Below are 17363 nucleotides of genomic sequence, written 5' to 3' on the forward strand. Positions count from 1 at the left end.
CTGAGTGGCTGGAAGAGTATCATCCGCAGCTGGCAATTGTACGCGCTTTTTTTACTCCCGTTATTGTACATCATCATCTTCAAGTATGTGCCGATGTACGGCGCGCAGATTGCGTTTAAAGAGTTCAACGTCACAAAAGGAATCAGCGGCAGTCCATGGGTCGGATTTGCCCAGTTCGAACGTTTCTTCCAATCGCATGAATTTTGGCGTTTGCTCAAGAATACGTTCTCGATCAGCTTGTACACGCTGATAGCCAGTTTTCCGTTTCCCATTCTGCTCGCGCTCGGTTTGAATTATGTTAGAAACCGGCGTTTCAAGAACACCGTCCAGATGGTTACATACGCGCCTTATTTCATCTCTCTGGTCGTACTGGTGGGCTTGATGCTGCAGTTTATGGACCCGAGAACGGGACTCATCAATACGATGCTCGGCTGGATCGGCGCAGGTCCGTATCATTTCATGGCCGAGGCCTCTTGGTTTCAGTCGATCTACGTGTGGTCCCATATTTGGCAGAACGTCGGGTTTTCCTGCATCATTTTTTTGGCAACGCTTTCAGGCATTGATCCAGCACTCCATGAAGCAGCCGTCATCGACGGCGCTTCGAAGATGCAGCGGATGCGCCATATTGACCTGCCGGGCATTATGCCCATCGCCATCATTCTGCTCATTCTGAATACGGGGCAAATGTTGGAGACCGGCTTCGAGAAAATCCTGTTAATGCAGAATGCGCTGAATTTGCGATCATCCGAGGTCATCGACACGTATGTGTACAAGGTTGGGCTGGTATCCCAAGCGATGAATTTCTCTTATGCCACGGCGATTGGCTTGTTTAAAGCGATCATCGGCTTCGTGCTGCTGCTGATCGTGAATCAGACGGCCAAAAAGCTGAAGCAGGAAAGTCTTTGGTAAGGAAGGGAGGACATGTATGCAATCACCTGCCATGAAGGAATCCGGCTCGGACCGTGTGTTTACGGTGGTGAACTACGTCATTTTATCCGTTTTCTTAATCGTTGTGTTATATCCGTTGATTTATGTGGTCAGTGCTTCGTTCAGTTCCAGCAGCGCGGTTTTATCGGGAAAGGTATGGCTGTGGCCCGTCGAACCGACGCTCGAGGGGTACCGTGCGGTATTCAAAAATACGATGGTCGCCAAAGGCTTCATGAACACGCTGTTCTATACGCTGGCAGGCACCTCGATTAATCTCATTCTGTCCGTCATGGCGGCTTACCCGCTATCACGCAAAGATTTTCGGGGGCGCGGCCTGTTCATGCTGCTGTTTGTGTTCACGATGCTGTTTAATGGGGGACTGATACCGACCTACCTGCTGGTGAAGGATCTCGGCATGATTGACACGGTATGGTCGATGCTCATTCCCGGCGCGCTGTCGGTGTGGAACGTCATCATCATGCGGACCTACTTCCAGACGACAATCCCTACGGAATTGCTGGAGGCATCACAGTTGGACGGATGTACGGATTTCCGGTTCCTATGGCGCATCGTGCTGCCGCTTTCGGGTCCCATCCTGGCCGTTATCGCTTTATTCTATGCCGTCGGCCACTGGAACCAATATTTCAACGCCATGATCTATTTAAAAAGCGCGGATTTGTACCCGCTTCAGCTGGTGCTCCGCGACATTCTGGTGCAGAACGAGGTCAATATCGAAATGCTCGGAGACGCCAAAACCGCGGCGGCCCGGCAAGGGCTGCGCGAGCTGCTGAAATATTCGCTGATCGTGGTGACATCGGTTCCACTGCTGATCATTTATCCGTTCCTGCAGAAGTTTTTTGTCAAAGGGGTCATGATCGGTTCGTTAAAAGGATAATACATCCATCATTTCAGGAGGGCGGGACGTTATGAGAAAAAGAACGCGGGTTATTATGGGTGCTATCACCGCATTCAGTATCCTTCTTGCAGGCTGTACCGGGTCAAAGGGCCCGAAAGGCGCAGATGAACCACAAAATACGGGTACCGAGACAATCGCATTGTCCGAACCGGGAACCTATCCGCTGGTTCAAGAGAAAACCACCTTGAAGGTGATGGTGCGGGGAAATCCGCTGGTCGAGAATTTCGAAACGAACGATTTCACCAAATGGTACGAAGAAAAAACGAATGTGCACATCGAGTGGGAGGTCGTTCCGGAGCAGAGCATGCAGGAAAAGTTGAATCTCGTTCTTGCCAGCGAGGACTACCCCGATGTCATCCTGGGATTGAACATATCGCCGGCGCAGCAGATGATTTACGGCTCGCAGGGCGCCTTTCTCCCGTTGAATGATCTGATCGAGAAGCAGGGGCCGAACACCAAGAAATTGTTCCAGGACAATCCGGAGATCCAATCCACGATTACCGCGCTGGACGGCAATATCTATGCGCTTCCGGAAGTGAATGAATGCTACCACTGCTCCATGAGCCAGAAAATGTGGATTTATGAGCCTTGGCTGAAGAAACTCAACCTAAAGATGCCGGAAACCACCGATGAGCTGTACGAGGTGCTGAAGGCCTTCAAAGAACAGGACCCGAACGGAAACGGAATCCAGGATGAAATTCCGCTGTCGATTTCACCGAAATCCTGGAGCTCCTCCATCGATGCGTTCCTGTTGAACTCTTTCATTTATAATCCGGTTTACGGCTCAAGTTACAAGCATATATTCATAAAAGACGACAAGCTCGACGTCGCCTTCAACAAACCGGAGTGGAGGGAAGGGTTGCGGTATATGAACAAGCTGTATGCCGAGGGGCTGCTCGCTCCGGAGTCATTCACGCAGGATGACAATCAGCTGATCCAGATCGGGGAGAATCCCGATACGGTCATTCTGGGTGCTTCAACCGGCGGCCACCAGGGTATATTTACCCAACTCCTCGGCGAAAGCGGCAGATGGTTGGAATATAAGACGGTGCCGCCGCTCAAAGGACCGAACGGCGTTCGTTATGCGGCTCTCGATTCCACCGGATTAAACCCGGGTGCATTCGTCATCACGAAAAAGGCCAAGCATCCTGAGCTTGCCCTGCGCTGGGCAGATGGTCTGTACGAGCGGGAGCATACGCTGCGCAGCGTCTATGGCCGTCCGGATCAGGAATGGAGGGAAGCGAAGGACGGAGAGGTCGGCATCAACGGGGAGCCTGCGGTCTGGTCTGAGCTAAAATCATACGGTACGGTGCAAAATATTGCCTGGATACAAACCGGCCCGAGTTTGCGGACAAATGATTTCCGCCTGAGCGCCGTTGCCAAAGGAGACGACGATCTGGAAGTCGTATTGTACAACGAGACGAAAAATAAATACGAACCTTACAAACCAACCGATGTCAGCACCGTTCCGCCGTTGTTTTTGACAAACGAGCAGGCGTCCGAGGTAGCGGATCTGTCCAAAACGATCAACGATTACGTGGATGAAATGATGGCACGCTTCGTGATTGGCGATGCCGATCTGGATAAAGACTGGGACGGCTACGTGAAGCAGCTGGAGGCCATGAATGTAGCCCGCTATCTGGAAATCTACCAGGAAGCTTACGATGGAAGAAGCAAATAAAGGAGGTATCATGCAATGAGGGTTGGTGTAAGCACCTACAGCTTGCTGCCGGCTATCCGTGCAGGCGAGATGACGGTGCTGGATGTGGTGGATTGGATCGCGGAGAACGGCGGACAGCATATGGAGATCGTACCCTATGGATTTACGCTGGAGGACAATCCCGGACTTGCCGATGCGGTGCGTGAACGGGCGGCCGAAGCCGGCATCGCATTATCCAATTATTCCATGCCCGCTAATTTCGTCCAGGAGAGCAGAGACGACTTCGATGCGGAGGTCGAACGAATCAAGCGCCACGTGGATACGGTCAACCGGCTGGGAATGAAGCATATGCGGCATGACGTAACGGCGTTCACGCTGCCGTCGGAGAAGATGGGCATCGATTACGTGGAAACCCATCTGGACATGATCGTGGAAGGCTGCCGTCAAATCGCGGATTACGCGGCCAAGCACGACATCACGACCACAATCGAGAACCATGGCGTGAGCGTGCAGGCAAGCGACCGGGTACAGCGCGTGCTGCAGGCTGTCGACCGTCCGAACTTCAAGACGACCTTGGATATCGGCAACTTTCTATGCGTTGACGAGCAGCCGCTGGTCGGCGTGAAACGCAACTTGCCGCTGGCCTCGCTCGTCCACGTGAAAGACTTCTATTATCGTCCGTATGATCAGGATCCGGGCGGGGGGAAGTGGTTCAGAACGTCCCATGGCAATTACCTGCGAGGCTCCATCTTCGGGCAGGGGGATCTGGATGTGCGGCGAATCCTTCGACTCATTAAAGAATCCGGTTATGACGGGGATATTACGCTGGAATTCGAGGGCATGGAGGAGTGCAGGGAAGGAACCCGATTGGGTTTGGACAATCTGAAGCGGTTATGGGAGGAAGCGTGACAGGAGAAGCGCCAGATTATTTAAACGAAACCATTATAATACACAGGCCTGCCATGGAGAAAATCCGGGCAGGCCTGTTTGCGCAAAGCGGCAACCGAAAGCAGCTCAGTACGAACCGATAATCACCTATATCTACTAAAAATGGATTCGGGAAGGAACAAAGACGATGCCATAGCCCAATTTCAGTGATTGACAATTTATGGGTTGCGTTTAGTATTAAACTGAAGGACAAAATTCATGGTGAATTTCACCAGCCAAGGGGGATAATATGAACCAAACTACCGTTCCTTATAACGAGATTGAGCCTAAGCTGCAGACCGGAGATATTCTGCTCGCTCATGGGGTAGCCAAGGGAAGTCTTCGAATTGAAGCACTGGAACATTGTCCGTGGTCACATGTTGCGATGGTCGTACGCGCTCCGAACGATGAAGTGCTGTTATGGGAATCCACGTCGCTCAATAATTTGGAGGATACGTGGTTACATATCAAGAAATCAGGTCCTCAGCTCGTGAAGTTACGCGATCGATTGTCAACCGATCTCAGCAACCATTACGATACGATGTTTGCGATCCGTCATCTGCATGCAGATCGAACACCCGAAATGTACGAGCAGCTGGATCATTTTATCGAGCAGGTGCATGATGCCGTGTTTCCGGATAAAAAACAGATGTATTGGGAGATCATCGAAGGCAAGTTTGGCATCACTACTTCGTTCCGCGACTTCTTCTGCAGCAAACTTGTAGCGGAAACCTATATCCAACTAAAGCTGTTGTCCCCCGCTAAAGCACCCAACAGTTACGAACCCAAAGATTTTACATCCAAGCGACATCTTCGTCTGCTGGGGAATGCCCGGTTAGGCGATGAAATTTATATCGATGTTGCGTCCATTCTCGCATGAGATGGCGTAAACACGCGGCTGCCCTGTTTTTTTTTACCTGATCCTATCTTTAGCCGGCCATTCGGATATGGCAACTGCGAAGTCGTCCGTGAGTGTGCAGAACGGTGAGCTTCAGCTGGAAGGATGGGATTTCGGCACAGAGGGGTCCGTTGCGCTGAACGGAAAGTGGGCATTTTATTGGAACCAACTGCTGGATCCGGACGATCTGAAACAGGGGACACTTCCTGCCGTAAGCGCATACGTCGATATGCCCGAGTATTGGACGAATTATACATTGAACGGCAGAAAGCTTCCAGCCGACGGATATGCAACGTATCGTTTGACGATTAGCGGGCTTGATTCTGAAGAGCCGATTGCACTCAAACTGCGAAACATCTATTCGTCATACGCCCTATGGGTCAACGATACCCTGGCGGCATCGGCGGGTAAACCTGGATCTACGCACGAGGCATCCATTCCGAAGTATGGTCCGTCTGTAGTCGTACCCGTTAAGCCGGACTCGGACGGACGATTGACGCTTCTGGTTCAGGTCGCCAATTATACGTATCCCAAAGGCGGGATTAATAACGCTATTGAGCTTGGAGATGCCAAGCAGCTGCAGCAGGAGAAGTCGGTAGAGCTTGTAAGAGACAGTCTTGTGATCGGTTCACTGCTGGTGATCGGTGTGTATCATATTATCTTGTACTTGCTCAGACGCAACGACGTAACTCCGCTGTATTTCGGATTGTTCTGTATGTGCATTGCCGTTCGAACGATGCTGGTGGGTTCGAGATTTATACTGGAAATATTCCCAGCGTTCTCATGGGTTTGGTTTGCAAAAGTATCGTATTTAACGATTTACGTCGGCGAATTATTTTTGATCTCATATATATATCACTTGTTTCCCCAATTTCTATCCCGCAAGGTATGGCGTTTGACGCAGTTTTTCACGATATCTTTGACCTTACTGGTGCTTACAACAGATATCCGGGTGTATGATTATTCCCTGATCCCATTTCAGATCTATTCCATCGGGCTTGTTCTCTATGCCGTCTATGCATCCATTCGGTTAGCAAGGCAAAGACAAGAAGGGGCTGTCCTCCTCATCCTCGGATTCAGCCTGATTTTCCTGACAGCGGTCAATGATACCTTAAACCGTAAAGGAGTCTTTACTACGCCAGCGTTGCTGCAGTTCGGTGTGCTCGGGTTTGTATTTTTGCAGGCATTATTGCTGTCCATGAAATCCTCCCGGGCATTTTTCCAAGTGGAGCGATTATCGGAGCGTTTGTTGACATTAGACAAACTGAAGGATGAATTTTTGGCGAAAACCTCGCATGAGCTGCGTACTCCGCTGCATGGCATTATCGGTCTGGCCGATGCCTTGATTGACGGAAGCTCCGGCAAACTGCCATCGCCTGTCATCGATCTTTTGCGGCTCATGAAGGTCAGTGGCCAGCGGCTTGCCCATTTGGTAAACGATATATTGGATTTCTCAAAGCTCAAGCACCAGGAGATCGGTTTGGTCCTCGTGACGGTTAACTTGCGTCTGGCCGTCGAGCTGACCCTTCAAGTGCTCAACCCATTGGCCGAGAAGAAAGGGCTCCGGCTATCCCATCAATTGCCGGACGATATGTACGTGATGGCCGACGAGAATCGATTGCAGCAAATATTGCATAATTTAATTGGAAATGCGATCGCTTACACGGAAACCGGGACGGTTACCGTCACGGCAAAGAGGCTGCAAGGACAAGTTTCGGTTCAGATAACCGATAGCGGAATCGGTATCTCAGAAGCTGATCTGGACCGTATTTTTGAATCATTCGAGCAGATTAATCCTCTGGATCGATCTCAACAAGGCGGTACGGGGATCGGGCTCTCGATTACTAAGAAGCTAGTCGAACTGCATGGCGGAAGGATTGGAGTAACCTCCGGTGTTGGAGAAGGCTCAACGTTCAGCTTTACGCTCCCCATGGCTGGCGAAGGAGAGCCGAAGGGCCCTCCTCTGCCCGTCGCAGATTACATTCCGACGGAGTCATTTCCACAATGGGAGATCGTTGAGCCTGAGCGGGAGGCAGCCCACTCCAATAAACAACTGCCTTCAGTGCTCATCGTGGATGACGATCCGATTAACGTCCAGGTACTCTTGCAGTTCCTGGCGGGAAAATATTCACTCAGGTCGACATGCAGCGGACAAGAGGCCCTGGAATGGATCCAGAATGGATACAAACCGGACATCGCGCTTCTCGATGTCATGATGCCGTACGTATCCGGACTCCAATTAGGTGAAGAAATACGCAGGCATTACAATTCTGGCGAATTGCCTGTCATCTTCCTCAGCGCAAAAAGTCAAATGACGGATTTGGTTGCCGGTTTTGAACACGGCGGTAATGATTATCTTGCGAAACCCGTCGACAAGCAGGAGCTGTTGGCACGCCTTGAACTGCATCTCCAACTGGCACGCTGGAATGCAACGCTGGAACGCGAAGTGGAGGCGAGGACCATTGAGCTTGAGCATTCTTTGGAAGAACGGGCCAGAGCATTGTCGGAGATATCCGTGCTCGCCGAGCGGAACCGAATTGCCGGCGATATTCACGATCACGTAGGACATATTCTAACAGCCAGCGTCGTTCAGTTAGAGCTCGGTCTGAAAATGTCTTCGCAGAACGCACCGGAATCGACGGAGAAATTGAAGCATGCGTCCGACCTGCTCCGCAAAGGGCTTCATGAAATGCGGAAATCCGTGCATATGCTTGCCGAGGAAGCGGCTGCTTCAGCAACGTTCCGGGACTCCTTGCAGCAAATCATTAACGACTCCCAGCAATATGCGGAAGTCAACGTGGAGCATAAGATTGAAGTCTCCGACGGAAGTCTTGAGCCGGAGGCCGAGAAGTTGATCCGCCATGCCTTGCAGGAGGGAATCACGAACGGTATTCGTCACGGCCAATGCACGTTCTTCCGGTTTGAGTTGATCGAGACAGAAGACGCTATCCAGTTTACGCTCGAAAATAACGGACTGCCCTTTACGTCCGAACGGCTTGGATTCGGATTGACCATGATGCGCCAAACGACCCGGCGAAGGGGCGGTACCTTCCAGGTCAGCACGAAGGATGGAGCAGGCTGTGTGTTATTACTCACCATGCCCCGTTCCGCGCTTAAGGAGTGATCAGAAATGTCAAGCATAAGCATACTTATTGCAGAGGATCAAACTATTGTCCGTGAAGGCCTAGAGACCATTATCAATATGGAGCCCGAAATGGAGGTCGTTGCTACGACGGACAATGGGCAGACCGCTTGCGAGCTGGTGGAGCAGCTGCGTCCTCAGCTTGTGTTAATGGACATCGAAATGCCGGTTATGAACGGTATTGCGGCAACGCACCAGATTAAGCAGTCCAATCCGGATACGATCGTGCTGATCCTCACGACGTTCACCGAAGAGGATTTCATTATAGAGGCACTGGCCAAAGGAGCATCCGGATATTTGCTTAAAGACTTTACGTCCCAAAAAATCATTGCCTCGATCCGCGAGGCGATTCGTGGCGAGCTGATGCTCCCTTCGAAGGTGGCGGCAAAGTTGGCGGCCCGGTTAAGAACGACCGGAGTTCCACAGTTTCCGGTGCAGAATTATAATCTGACACCCAGGGAATTGCAGATTGCAAAGCTGATGACGGAATATAAGAACAACCGCGAAATCGCCGATATGTTATATATCACGGAAGGTACGGTTCGCAACTACATCAGCGTCATCTATGAGAAAATCGGCATGAATGACCGGACCAAGGCGATTCCGCTGCTCAAGCAGGCACTTAGGGATCCGGATTGATTAAGGCAAGAACACCGCTTTCAATGAAAGCGGTGTTTTTTTGTCATGTGTTTCTATGAGTATAGGGTTTGGCAGTCTATCGAAACAGTTACTTCTGTCATATATTAGCCATACACCTGTCATGCTTTTGTCATGATTCGGTCATATCCTAACATGGCTGAACAAGATCATGCCATCGGCGCGATCCCGTTCAGCATGTTATATGAGATGAACGCAACCGTTAGGTTTTACATTTGAACCCGGCTGATATATGATATAACGTGGATATTCATTATCCGCTTTAAATATGAATAGCATTTGATATCAAATTCATACCGTAAAACGAGGTGCTGTTTATGCATATGAAAACCGGCGTGGAACAGTCCGTATATGCCCTGGTTCTGCTCAACATGCTGCCGGACAGGGCGGTGCTGCCCGGGGAAGCGATCAGCCAGCAGCTGGGAACTTCCGTGACCTATTTTCAGAAATTGTTGAGAAAGCTGGTAACCGCTGATCTGATCACGTCCGTCCCCGGCATCAAGGGCGGATTCAGATTAAGGAAGAAACCTGAGGATATCCGTGTATACGACGTTTACCTCGCAGTGGAAGGACAGCAGTCCCTATACTCGTCCCACGGAATTCTCGTAGACATGCTCGACCTGCAAAAAGAAGAGAGCTGCTGCCTGCTATCCGATTTGATGGAAGAAGCCGAGTCTTCCTGGAAAGCTGTATTAAAGCGAGAGACCATCGCTTCGTTATCGGAGGAAATGCGCGGAGAACGCTTTAAGGATAAAGTTAGCGCCTTGGAGGAATGGATCAGCAACAAAATGGTCATCTAATCGAACCGAAGAAGGGAAGATATCATATGAGATTAAGCGTACTGGATCAAGCTCCCGTCACCAGCGGCAATACGGCGGAAGGCGCATTGATGAAAGCTGAAGAGCTGGCTGTTCTGGCCGATGGATTGGGATACAGCAGAATGTGGATGGCCGAGCATCATGGAGGACATACGTTTGCCAGCTCCGCCCCTGAAGTGACGGCCGCCCGGCTTGCGGCAAAAACCGAGCGGATACGCATCGGCACCGGCGGCGTCATGATGATGCATTATTCTCCACTGAAGCTCGCGGAAGTATTTAAGACGTTAAGCGCATTTACGCCGGGAAGGATTGATTTCGGCGTAGGTCGTGCGCCAGGCGGCGATACGAGTGCCATGTACGCACTGTCCGAGGGGCGGCAGCTGATGCTTCATAACATGTATGACAAGCTCTCCGTCACCATGCAGCTTCTTCGCGACCAGGTGCCGGAAGATGAACTGTATGCCACGAATGCCGCCGCGCCTACGGGAGTCGCCCTGCCTGAAGTGTGGCTGCTCGGCTCCAGCGGCAACAGTGCGCTGCAAGCGGCACAGATGGGGGTCGGTTACTCCTTCGCACAGTTCTTTAACGGAGCGATGAGCATAGACATATTGGACCATTACCGAGATAACTTCCAACCATCCCCGTACATGGAGAAGCCTGAAATTAACGTATCCTATATGGTGACAACAGCGGAAACAAAGGAAGAAGCGGAGTATGAAGCGCTGCCGCAGGATATTTTCCGGCTGATGATGAGCAAGGGCCGAATTACGCAGGTGATGACACCCGAAGAGGCTCAGAATGTATCTTTATCGGAGATTGACCGGATGGCTATCCAGGAAGGGCGCAAAATTCATCTGGTGGGAGCGGTAAAAGACATCGCGGCCCGCTTACAGGAAGAGCAAGCGCACTACGGATTCCAGGAAGCGATGATATGCAGCATTCCGCATTCGCAGGAAAAGCGGCTGGAGGTATATCGCCTGCTCGCACGTGAACTGCTGTAAATCATGGTTTTGAGAGGGCAGGCGGAAGCCTGTCCTTTTTCGATTGACGAAAATATCGTATCCCTTAGAAGTGTGTTGATGCTAGAATAGTAAAAAATCGTTTATACATAAAATTAGCAGTTAGGAGAGATTATGCCTTTTACATTCGCGCATCCCGTCATCACGATGCCGTGGTGGAAGAAGAAGTCGTTACCGGTGTCCGCGCTCATTATCGGGTGCATGGCGCCGGATTTTGAATATTTCGTCCGTTTTCGGGCGGCTGGCGTATGGGGGCATGAGGGTCCGGGTATTCTCTTATTCAATCTCCCCTTGATATTGCTGCTGTACGTTGTGTTTGAGAAGGTTATACGCCCGGTTCTGCACGTCTATTTACCTTCATGGTTCCCGTACCGCTGGCAGAGGGATGGAAAACTTCCAGTCTCTCCCATAGGGTGGCTGGCCGTAATCCTCTTAGGACTGGCAGGCGTTGGCACGCATCTGCTCTGGGATCAGTTCACGCACAAGGGAGCATGGATCGTCAATCAGATTCCGCTCCTTACGGAAATGCTGCATATCGGTGCCTTACAAATTCCGGTGTACAAATTAGGCCAACACGGCAGCACCCTATTTGGCTTGGTCCTGACCGCATGGTGGATTCACCGTCATTTGTACGTATCGCCCCCGAAAAGAGCGCATGCGCATCCGGTTATAACCTTTTGGTGCGTATTCGTTACGGTCTATATCCTTGCAATGTTCACGGCCATGTTGACGGTTGTAGAAGGGAGGGGACTGCCCTATGTATTGCAGCTTGTCGTCCCGGCCATTAGCAGCTTTCTGCTCGCACTGCTTGTAACTTGTATCCTATTTTGGAATACGGCCAGGCGAAAATAACGAATCCAGCATAAACCAGAATTCATTGTGTAGGAGGGGCTATTATGGTAACCATTGAGCAGTACACCCTTAAGGGGATCCATTTTTTAAATGAAGATGCACTTATTAATCATGAGCAGGCCGGATTGTACGGCGTGTTAGACGGGGTATCCTCCGTGGTTCCCTACCTCAGCGACAAGAAGGAAACGGGAGGGTACCTTGCTGCTCAAGCGGTGAAGAACTTTTTTGAATCACTGGATCAAGTGGAACAGCTTGCGGAGCATGCTGCGGCAGCAAACGATAAGTTAAGAGAACTCATGCAGCAAGCCCATGTCGATATGGAGAAAAAAGACGGGCTCTGGGGAACGGCTCTTGCTCTCGTACGAATTCAGGAGGAACGGGTGGAATTCCTGCAGACCGGTGACTGCATGATTCTTGCCGTGTACCGGGACGGGGAGGTTCGGCCGTTAACCTGGAGACAAGTCGCTCATTTGGAAACTCCAGCCATCGCGAAATGGGAGGAAGGCGTGAATCAGGGACTGACCCGTCAACAAGAACTCCTCGGCACGGTGATAGATATCATTAGGGAGAACCGCTTTAAGAGCAACGTGAATGGAGGCTACGGCGTCTTGAACGGGGATCCCCGTGCCGTTGATTTTCTCGAATACGGAAAAATCAATAGATCCCGAATAGCCCACCTGATTCTATTAACGGATGGTTTATTCTGGCCTGTGAACGACGTGCCGAGTGATCGATCCTATTGGAACTACATCGCGCAGCGTATACTGTTAAAAGGCCTTGAGCAGTATACGCATGAATTACAGGATATCGAAGAGGCTGACCCGGAGTGCTTAACCCATGCAAGATTCAAGAGATCCGATGACAAGACGGGCATGGTGCTTCATTTTAACGACCTATAGTTGGTCCATCGAACCTATAAGCTATGCAAAACTGCTGGTGAAAATGAGAGAATGGCATTTGGGTCAAAAAGAGAGCCGCAGTCATATGGTTGCCATGTCCGATCCGGATTAACTATACTCATACGATATAATAAGCGTGCTTTGCCTAACAACATTTTCATGTCGGAATCATATTTTATGGTAACGGCATGAAAGCGGGAGGTATGCAGTATGGGCCGAGGAGTGCAAAGTAAACGAAGACAGCAAGGGAAATCAAACAAAGCTACGGTTAAACAATTGGCGTTCATCGCAGCCATTTTGGTATTAATCGCCTCAGCCATAGGCCTCTACGTTGCTTATGATGACTTGTTTGAGGATGAAGGTGTGGAAATTGTCGTGTAGCCAAGCGCGTACGATCAACTTAACAAACAACATTTATTTCATCTTCATCATATATGACATAGGAATTCTACCTGCTTCAAAGCAAAGGCAGCCGTTCTTGACTCCAAGAAAAGGCTGCCTTAATTATGGATTCATTTAATGGCAGATCGTCTGGATATTGTTTCGTTTTGGGTCGAAGGTGCAGCAGGTCCATTTTGATGAGGGAGCAGCTTCATGCCGGCATGATTCAGATGGACTTCGACATGAACCTTTTCCAGAGAACCTTGATCCATCGGTTGGGGAGACGACTGATGGATTTTTTTCCAAAGCCGGGTGTCCTTCTTAAACAATACGTGCTCCAAGCTGTACAGGTCTGTCTTTGAAGCAATCCCATTCTTAAACGTGGACAGAATCTCCTCCTGTACTTCCGTGGCCGCCTGTTTTTCCATTTCAGTCTTAATCATGTCGTCGAGAGCTTCCACCACGTTGCCATTTAACTTCACGTAAATGCTGTATTGGGGCTTTCCGTTGACAATGTTCAATTTCTTGCGAATTTTAGGGTTCGACAATACGACGATCCCCGCGTAGTCGCCGTTCTTATTCGTAATCATGACAGGAGAGCGTTTCGTATCGGTTTCCATCCAGCGCAGACCGGTAAGCTTGTCATTGGTGAAGAAGCCATTCAATTTCTCTTTGGAAATAGCGTATACTCCGTTAATCTCCAGCTTCGGATTTTCTTTTTGATTTAGACTCCAGGTCCTTTTATCGATCGATAGATTAGGAAGAAGTACCGTGCTTGCCGGTTCTGTGGTCAACGCCATGAAATCAAAATATCGAATCGGTACGACATAGGATTTCTGTCTATACTCTTCAGAAGGTTCATGGGCTAACGTATTCAACGGGGATAGATTGAAGAAAGCAGTAACATTAAATAATTGTTCGATGGAGTCTTTTGTTCCAAATACCCATGGCGTCATCCGGATTTCTTGATAACGGCCGATCGTATCCAGTTTGGTTAGGACATTGGATTGTAAGACGGTGTCACTGATGAGAATACAAGAGATATGGCTCCAGCTCGTGCGCACCTGCGCTGAATCATAGATGGCGTTAACCGCCATATCGAACGTTTTGCCTCTAGTTTTGGAAGTCCATACTTGAGGGGGGGTATCCGTTTTTCCCGATTCGTTTTTGGCTACGGACGTAAAATCCATCATCTGGGTGTAAACAACAAAATCACCGTCCTCTTGATCGATGCCGATGGCGGTGATGTAATTCATGTCTTGTATCTCCTTGATGTCCCAGCAGCCCGTTAACATATTGAGCATAACCGTTAACCATATTAATTTTAGGATATTGGTACAGTTTCTCATATCACGTAGGTTCCCTTTCTTCAGATGTGTTATCTATATTCTGCAGCATATCCGGTCGGTTTTTGTTGAAAGCCCACGGTTTTTTCAAGAGGGCATTCATCAAATCCTTGAAGGTCAGCGGCGATAGAGGAGCAAGGTACGGAAGTCCGAAGGATTCCAATACGGAGAGGTAGGCAACGATACTGAATAAACCGATAAAGAATCCCAGCATGCCAAGCAACGAAGACCATATCAGCACATACAGCCGAATAATGCTGACCGTTCCGCTCAATGTCTGGTTTACCAATGTAAACGTTGCGACTGCCGTCGTTGCAGATACGACCAGCATGGTGGGCGACGTTAAACCCGCGCGTATGGCAGCATCACCGATAATGAGGCCGCCTAAGACCGCGATGGTTTGACCCACAGCTTTCGGCAGCCTGACGCCAGCCTCCCTGAATAATTCGAACATGCCCAGCATCAATAAAATTTCCATTGGCGACGACAACGGAAGCCCGAATCGGGAGACGGTGACGGTCGCAAGAAGCAGAAAAGGAAGCTGATCCATGTTGTAGCATGTCAAGGCAACCCAAAACCCCGGAAGCATTATGGCAAGAGATAAACCTATCAACCTTAGAAGCCGTTCAAATATGACAAAGTGGTAAGGAAAATAGGAATCTTCAGGCGACTTTAACAACTCCAGCAAGTTGCAAGGCGCAATCAATGCCATCGGCGACCCGTCCACAAGAATGACAAAACGCCCTCTTAGCAAGCACTCCACGACGAAATCCGGTCTTCCAATGTAATCCATGAGTGGGAACAGGGATAAGGTCGAATCGGAAAGGGCTTCCTCCAGCTGGCCGCTGGTTACTAGCGCATCGACATGGATGCCTTTTAAGCGCTCCTTTGCCTCGTTGATAAATTCCGGACGTATGATATCGGAAATATACAGAAGAGCTACTCTGGTCTGGCTGCGATCGCCAATCATCACTTGCTCATTGTGGAGTGTGGCTGTACGCAATCTTTTTCGAACGAGTGCCACGTTCATGTTAAGATCTTCCGTAAAAGAGTCGCGTGCCCCTTTGATGGCCACCTCTGTATTGGACTCATCAGGTTGTCTATTGGGAAGCGAGGCAATATCAATGGAATAAAAGCACTTCTCTTTTGAAAAAAATAGGATCATTCGTCCGGCAAACAGAAGTTTAACGACATCGGCAGGCTGCTTCACTTTGCTCCATTCCATCGATTTATCCAGTTCTCTGGCTAAAGGTTCCCAATCCTTGAAGTGTTCCAGTTTTTCTTCCAGATCCGGCAGCACATATTGTGTCATCAGCATGGTATCAACCATACCTTCGCTATACAGCAGCAATACGGGGATAGCATCTTCATGATTTCCTGGGAAAGATTTGATGATGACATCTGCGGAGTTGGCAAACATGGATCGCAGGGCTTCCTCATCCAATGCGTCGGAAGCAGGTTGCCGGTCCACTGCGACCGAGGATGGTTTCTTTTTTCGGCGGAACATGCTATTTCGATTTCTGTAGTTTGACATCATCTACCCTCCTTTGGTATTAGCTCGAAATGTGACAGCAATGGCAATCAACAGCGTCAGCGAAGAAAGGAAGACCAGGTAGGATGGCGAATATTTGCCCAGCACGAATAACTCGATTTGCCGATCGATGACCGGGATCAACGAGATGATGGATGTGGCAACACCCATCCCTAACAGGTACCACAAGCGCCGTTTGGTTTTTTTAAAGGAAATGCCGTCCGCAATAATAAACAGGAACAGGGATATACGTATTAACGTCCCCGATATCCATTGGTACAATGCCAGAAAATCGACATGGGTGATATATTTCGTTATGGTGACCAGCATCCACTGTTCGTAAGCGGGATAGCGGGATTCCATGGCGGGAACAGGACCGAATGTGGCAATAGCTCCCATCAACGGTCCCAGCGTGAGACCTCCCAGCAAAATAGACAATATGACGATCGAGAGGTATTTCATCTTTCGTTTCATGTGATGCTGAAGATAGATCAGTACAATCATCTCCATGAATCCACCGCCGGCCACGAGCATGCTCTTAAGCATGGGCGTATAACCTTCCAAGAAGAGCGGCGTCAACAAGGTATAGTCTTTATATTCCAAATTAGAAATAGCGACAAAATGGCCCAACACCCATACAATGGGAAGCAAGATTCCCGATATGATGGCTATCGAGCGAATGCCGTTATTCGCCACATACACGCATAGGAGGATAATGGTGAGCGAGACGACTGTTTTGGGTGTTTGCGGCAGGTAGGTGACCTGAATCCACGTCACCGTTTCTCGCAAAATCACCATGGACATCCAGAAAAAATAGAGCGTTGTTAAGCTAACGAAGATCCAGCCTATCACGGGTCCGAAGCTGTCTTTGAACCATGCGAAGATGGATTGTTGTCGGGTCCGCTTCATAATGAAAAACAAGATATACACCCAGCCAATATGCAGGATCATGGTTAGCAACGTGCCCATCCACGCGTCCCGGCCTGCTTTCTGCAGAAGAAGCGGAATCAGGACAACGTGATTGGTGATGCCCAAGGACAGCAGCATGATGAAGTAAACGTCGATTAAGGATATCTTTTTAGTTGCGGCCATAATACTAATCTCCATATGAGGGAATACATGCTAATTCGATACAGTGAGTATTCACCATTTGCCGTATTTTATGTATGGTGCGAGGAAGCACAGCCGTAATATGGCTGCGAGTCGTATGGGGGAGAGGATCTTATTCGCCATGTGATTGCCGACTGCAATAGAGTAGGGAAGAGAATCGGACATCAGATCGGCTGTCGAAACGATGTGGTTTTTGCGATTACCCAAGAAATAATTCAGCCGCTTCTCACAGATCCAAGCAGGCAAGGAACCATATTTTCCTTTTAAGAGATAAAGAGAT

At 49.6% G+C, this 17363-nt stretch carries 15 protein-coding genes; 12 read left to right on the forward strand and 3 right to left on the reverse strand.

The features are described from left to right. Positions 1-36 precede the first annotated feature (36 nt). The 12 genes from MHI43_RS15140 (at position 37) to MHI43_RS15195 (ending at position 13096) form a co-directional block, all read left to right on the forward strand. Positions 37-909: an ABC transporter permease subunit gene (locus MHI43_RS15140; RefSeq protein ID WP_015735199.1), complete on the forward strand. Its 873-nt coding sequence runs from the start codon at positions 37-39 to the stop codon at positions 907-909. 16 nt (positions 910-925) lie between these two features. Beyond that, entirely contained in the window at positions 926-1822 is an 897-nt protein-coding gene (locus MHI43_RS15145; RefSeq protein ID WP_036663069.1) for a carbohydrate ABC transporter permease, read from the forward strand. A gap of 31 nt (positions 1823-1853) precedes the next feature. Then, on the forward strand, positions 1854-3524 hold the full coding sequence (locus tag MHI43_RS15150; protein ID WP_036663067.1) for an ABC transporter substrate-binding protein: 1671 nt from the start codon (positions 1854-1856) through the stop codon (positions 3522-3524). Between the two features lie 15 nt (positions 3525-3539). After that, positions 3540-4412: a sugar phosphate isomerase/epimerase family protein gene (locus tag MHI43_RS15155; RefSeq protein WP_036663065.1), complete on the forward strand. Its 873-nt coding sequence runs from the start codon at positions 3540-3542 to the stop codon at positions 4410-4412. Positions 4413-4680: 268 nt separating this feature from the next. After that, complete coding sequence (locus MHI43_RS15160) at positions 4681-5310, forward strand: hypothetical protein (protein ID WP_036663062.1); 630 nt, start codon at positions 4681-4683, stop codon at positions 5308-5310. Positions 5311-5398: 88 nt separating this feature from the next. Then, positions 5399-8452: an ATP-binding protein gene (locus MHI43_RS15165; protein WP_036663060.1), complete on the forward strand. Its 3054-nt coding sequence runs from the start codon at positions 5399-5401 to the stop codon at positions 8450-8452. Between the two features lie 6 nt (positions 8453-8458). After that, positions 8459-9109, forward strand: a complete 651-nt coding sequence (locus tag MHI43_RS15170) for a response regulator transcription factor (RefSeq protein ID WP_015735205.1) — start codon at positions 8459-8461, stop codon at positions 9107-9109. A gap of 335 nt (positions 9110-9444) precedes the next feature. Further along, positions 9445-9927, forward strand: a complete 483-nt coding sequence (locus MHI43_RS15175) for an Rrf2 family transcriptional regulator (protein WP_036663059.1) — start codon at positions 9445-9447, stop codon at positions 9925-9927. 26 nt (positions 9928-9953) lie between these two features. After that, on the forward strand, positions 9954-10946 hold the full coding sequence (locus tag MHI43_RS15180; protein WP_015735207.1) for an LLM class flavin-dependent oxidoreductase: 993 nt from the start codon (positions 9954-9956) through the stop codon (positions 10944-10946). Between the two features lie 132 nt (positions 10947-11078). After that, positions 11079-11816, forward strand: a complete 738-nt coding sequence (locus MHI43_RS15185; RefSeq protein WP_036663058.1) for a DUF4184 family protein — start codon at positions 11079-11081, stop codon at positions 11814-11816. 44 nt (positions 11817-11860) lie between these two features. Then, the gene (locus MHI43_RS15190) at positions 11861-12715 is read left to right on the forward strand and encodes a protein phosphatase 2C domain-containing protein (RefSeq protein ID WP_036663057.1); all 855 of its coding nucleotides are present in this window, start codon (positions 11861-11863) and stop codon (positions 12713-12715) included. Positions 12716-12925: 210 nt separating this feature from the next. Further along, the gene (locus tag MHI43_RS15195) at positions 12926-13096 is read left to right on the forward strand and encodes a hypothetical protein (RefSeq protein ID WP_186326418.1); all 171 of its coding nucleotides are present in this window, start codon (positions 12926-12928) and stop codon (positions 13094-13096) included. Between the two features lie 131 nt (positions 13097-13227). Here the strand turns inward: MHI43_RS15195 and MHI43_RS15200 are convergent, their stop codons facing one another. The 3 genes from MHI43_RS15200 to MHI43_RS15210 are packed head-to-tail and all read right to left on the reverse strand — an operon-like array spanning position 13228 to position 17065. Continuing rightward, positions 13228-14445, reverse strand: coding sequence for a Ger(x)C family spore germination protein (locus tag MHI43_RS15200; protein WP_015735211.1), 1218 nt, complete (start codon positions 14443-14445; stop codon positions 13228-13230). Between the two features lies 1 nt (position 14446). Beyond that, positions 14447-15976, reverse strand: a complete 1530-nt coding sequence (locus MHI43_RS15205) for a spore germination protein (RefSeq protein ID WP_036663055.1) — start codon at positions 15974-15976, stop codon at positions 14447-14449. A gap of 3 nt (positions 15977-15979) precedes the next feature. Next, complete coding sequence (locus tag MHI43_RS15210; RefSeq protein WP_036663053.1) at positions 15980-17065, reverse strand: endospore germination permease; 1086 nt, start codon at positions 17063-17065, stop codon at positions 15980-15982. Positions 17066-17363 lie beyond the last annotated feature (298 nt).

Source organism: Paenibacillus sp. FSL H8-0457, assembly GCF_038051935.1.
GTDB lineage: Bacteria > Bacillota > Bacilli > Paenibacillales > Paenibacillaceae > Paenibacillus_AQ > Paenibacillus_AQ lautus_A.

Bases quoted from the DNA above. Each gene is read 5' to 3' on its own strand.
- MHI43_RS15175 (WP_036663059.1), top strand. From the start codon at position 9,445: ATGCATATGAAAACCGGCGTGGAACAGTCCGTATATGCCCTGGTTCTG.
- MHI43_RS15150 (WP_036663067.1), top strand. From the start codon at position 1,854: ATGAGAAAAAGAACGCGGGTTATTATGGGTGCTATCACCGCATTCAGT.
- MHI43_RS15145 (WP_036663069.1), top strand. From the start codon at position 926: ATGCAATCACCTGCCATGAAGGAATCCGGCTCGGACCGTGTGTTTACG.
- MHI43_RS15180 (WP_015735207.1), top strand. From the start codon at position 9,954: ATGAGATTAAGCGTACTGGATCAAGCTCCCGTCACCAGCGGCAATACG.
- MHI43_RS15205 (WP_036663055.1), bottom strand. From the start codon at position 15,976: ATGTCAAACTACAGAAATCGAAATAGCATGTTCCGCCGAAAAAAGAAA.
- MHI43_RS15190 (WP_036663057.1), top strand. From the start codon at position 11,861: ATGGTAACCATTGAGCAGTACACCCTTAAGGGGATCCATTTTTTAAAT.
- MHI43_RS15210 (WP_036663053.1), bottom strand. From the start codon at position 17,065: ATGGCCGCAACTAAAAAGATATCCTTAATCGACGTTTACTTCATCATG.
- MHI43_RS15195 (WP_186326418.1), top strand. From the start codon at position 12,926: ATGGGCCGAGGAGTGCAAAGTAAACGAAGACAGCAAGGGAAATCAAAC.
- MHI43_RS15155 (WP_036663065.1), top strand. From the start codon at position 3,540: ATGAGGGTTGGTGTAAGCACCTACAGCTTGCTGCCGGCTATCCGTGCA.
- MHI43_RS15200 (WP_015735211.1), bottom strand. From the start codon at position 14,445: ATGAGAAACTGTACCAATATCCTAAAATTAATATGGTTAACGGTTATG.
- MHI43_RS15185 (WP_036663058.1), top strand. From the start codon at position 11,079: ATGCCTTTTACATTCGCGCATCCCGTCATCACGATGCCGTGGTGGAAG.
- MHI43_RS15170 (WP_015735205.1), top strand. From the start codon at position 8,459: ATGTCAAGCATAAGCATACTTATTGCAGAGGATCAAACTATTGTCCGT.
- MHI43_RS15160 (WP_036663062.1), top strand. From the start codon at position 4,681: ATGAACCAAACTACCGTTCCTTATAACGAGATTGAGCCTAAGCTGCAG.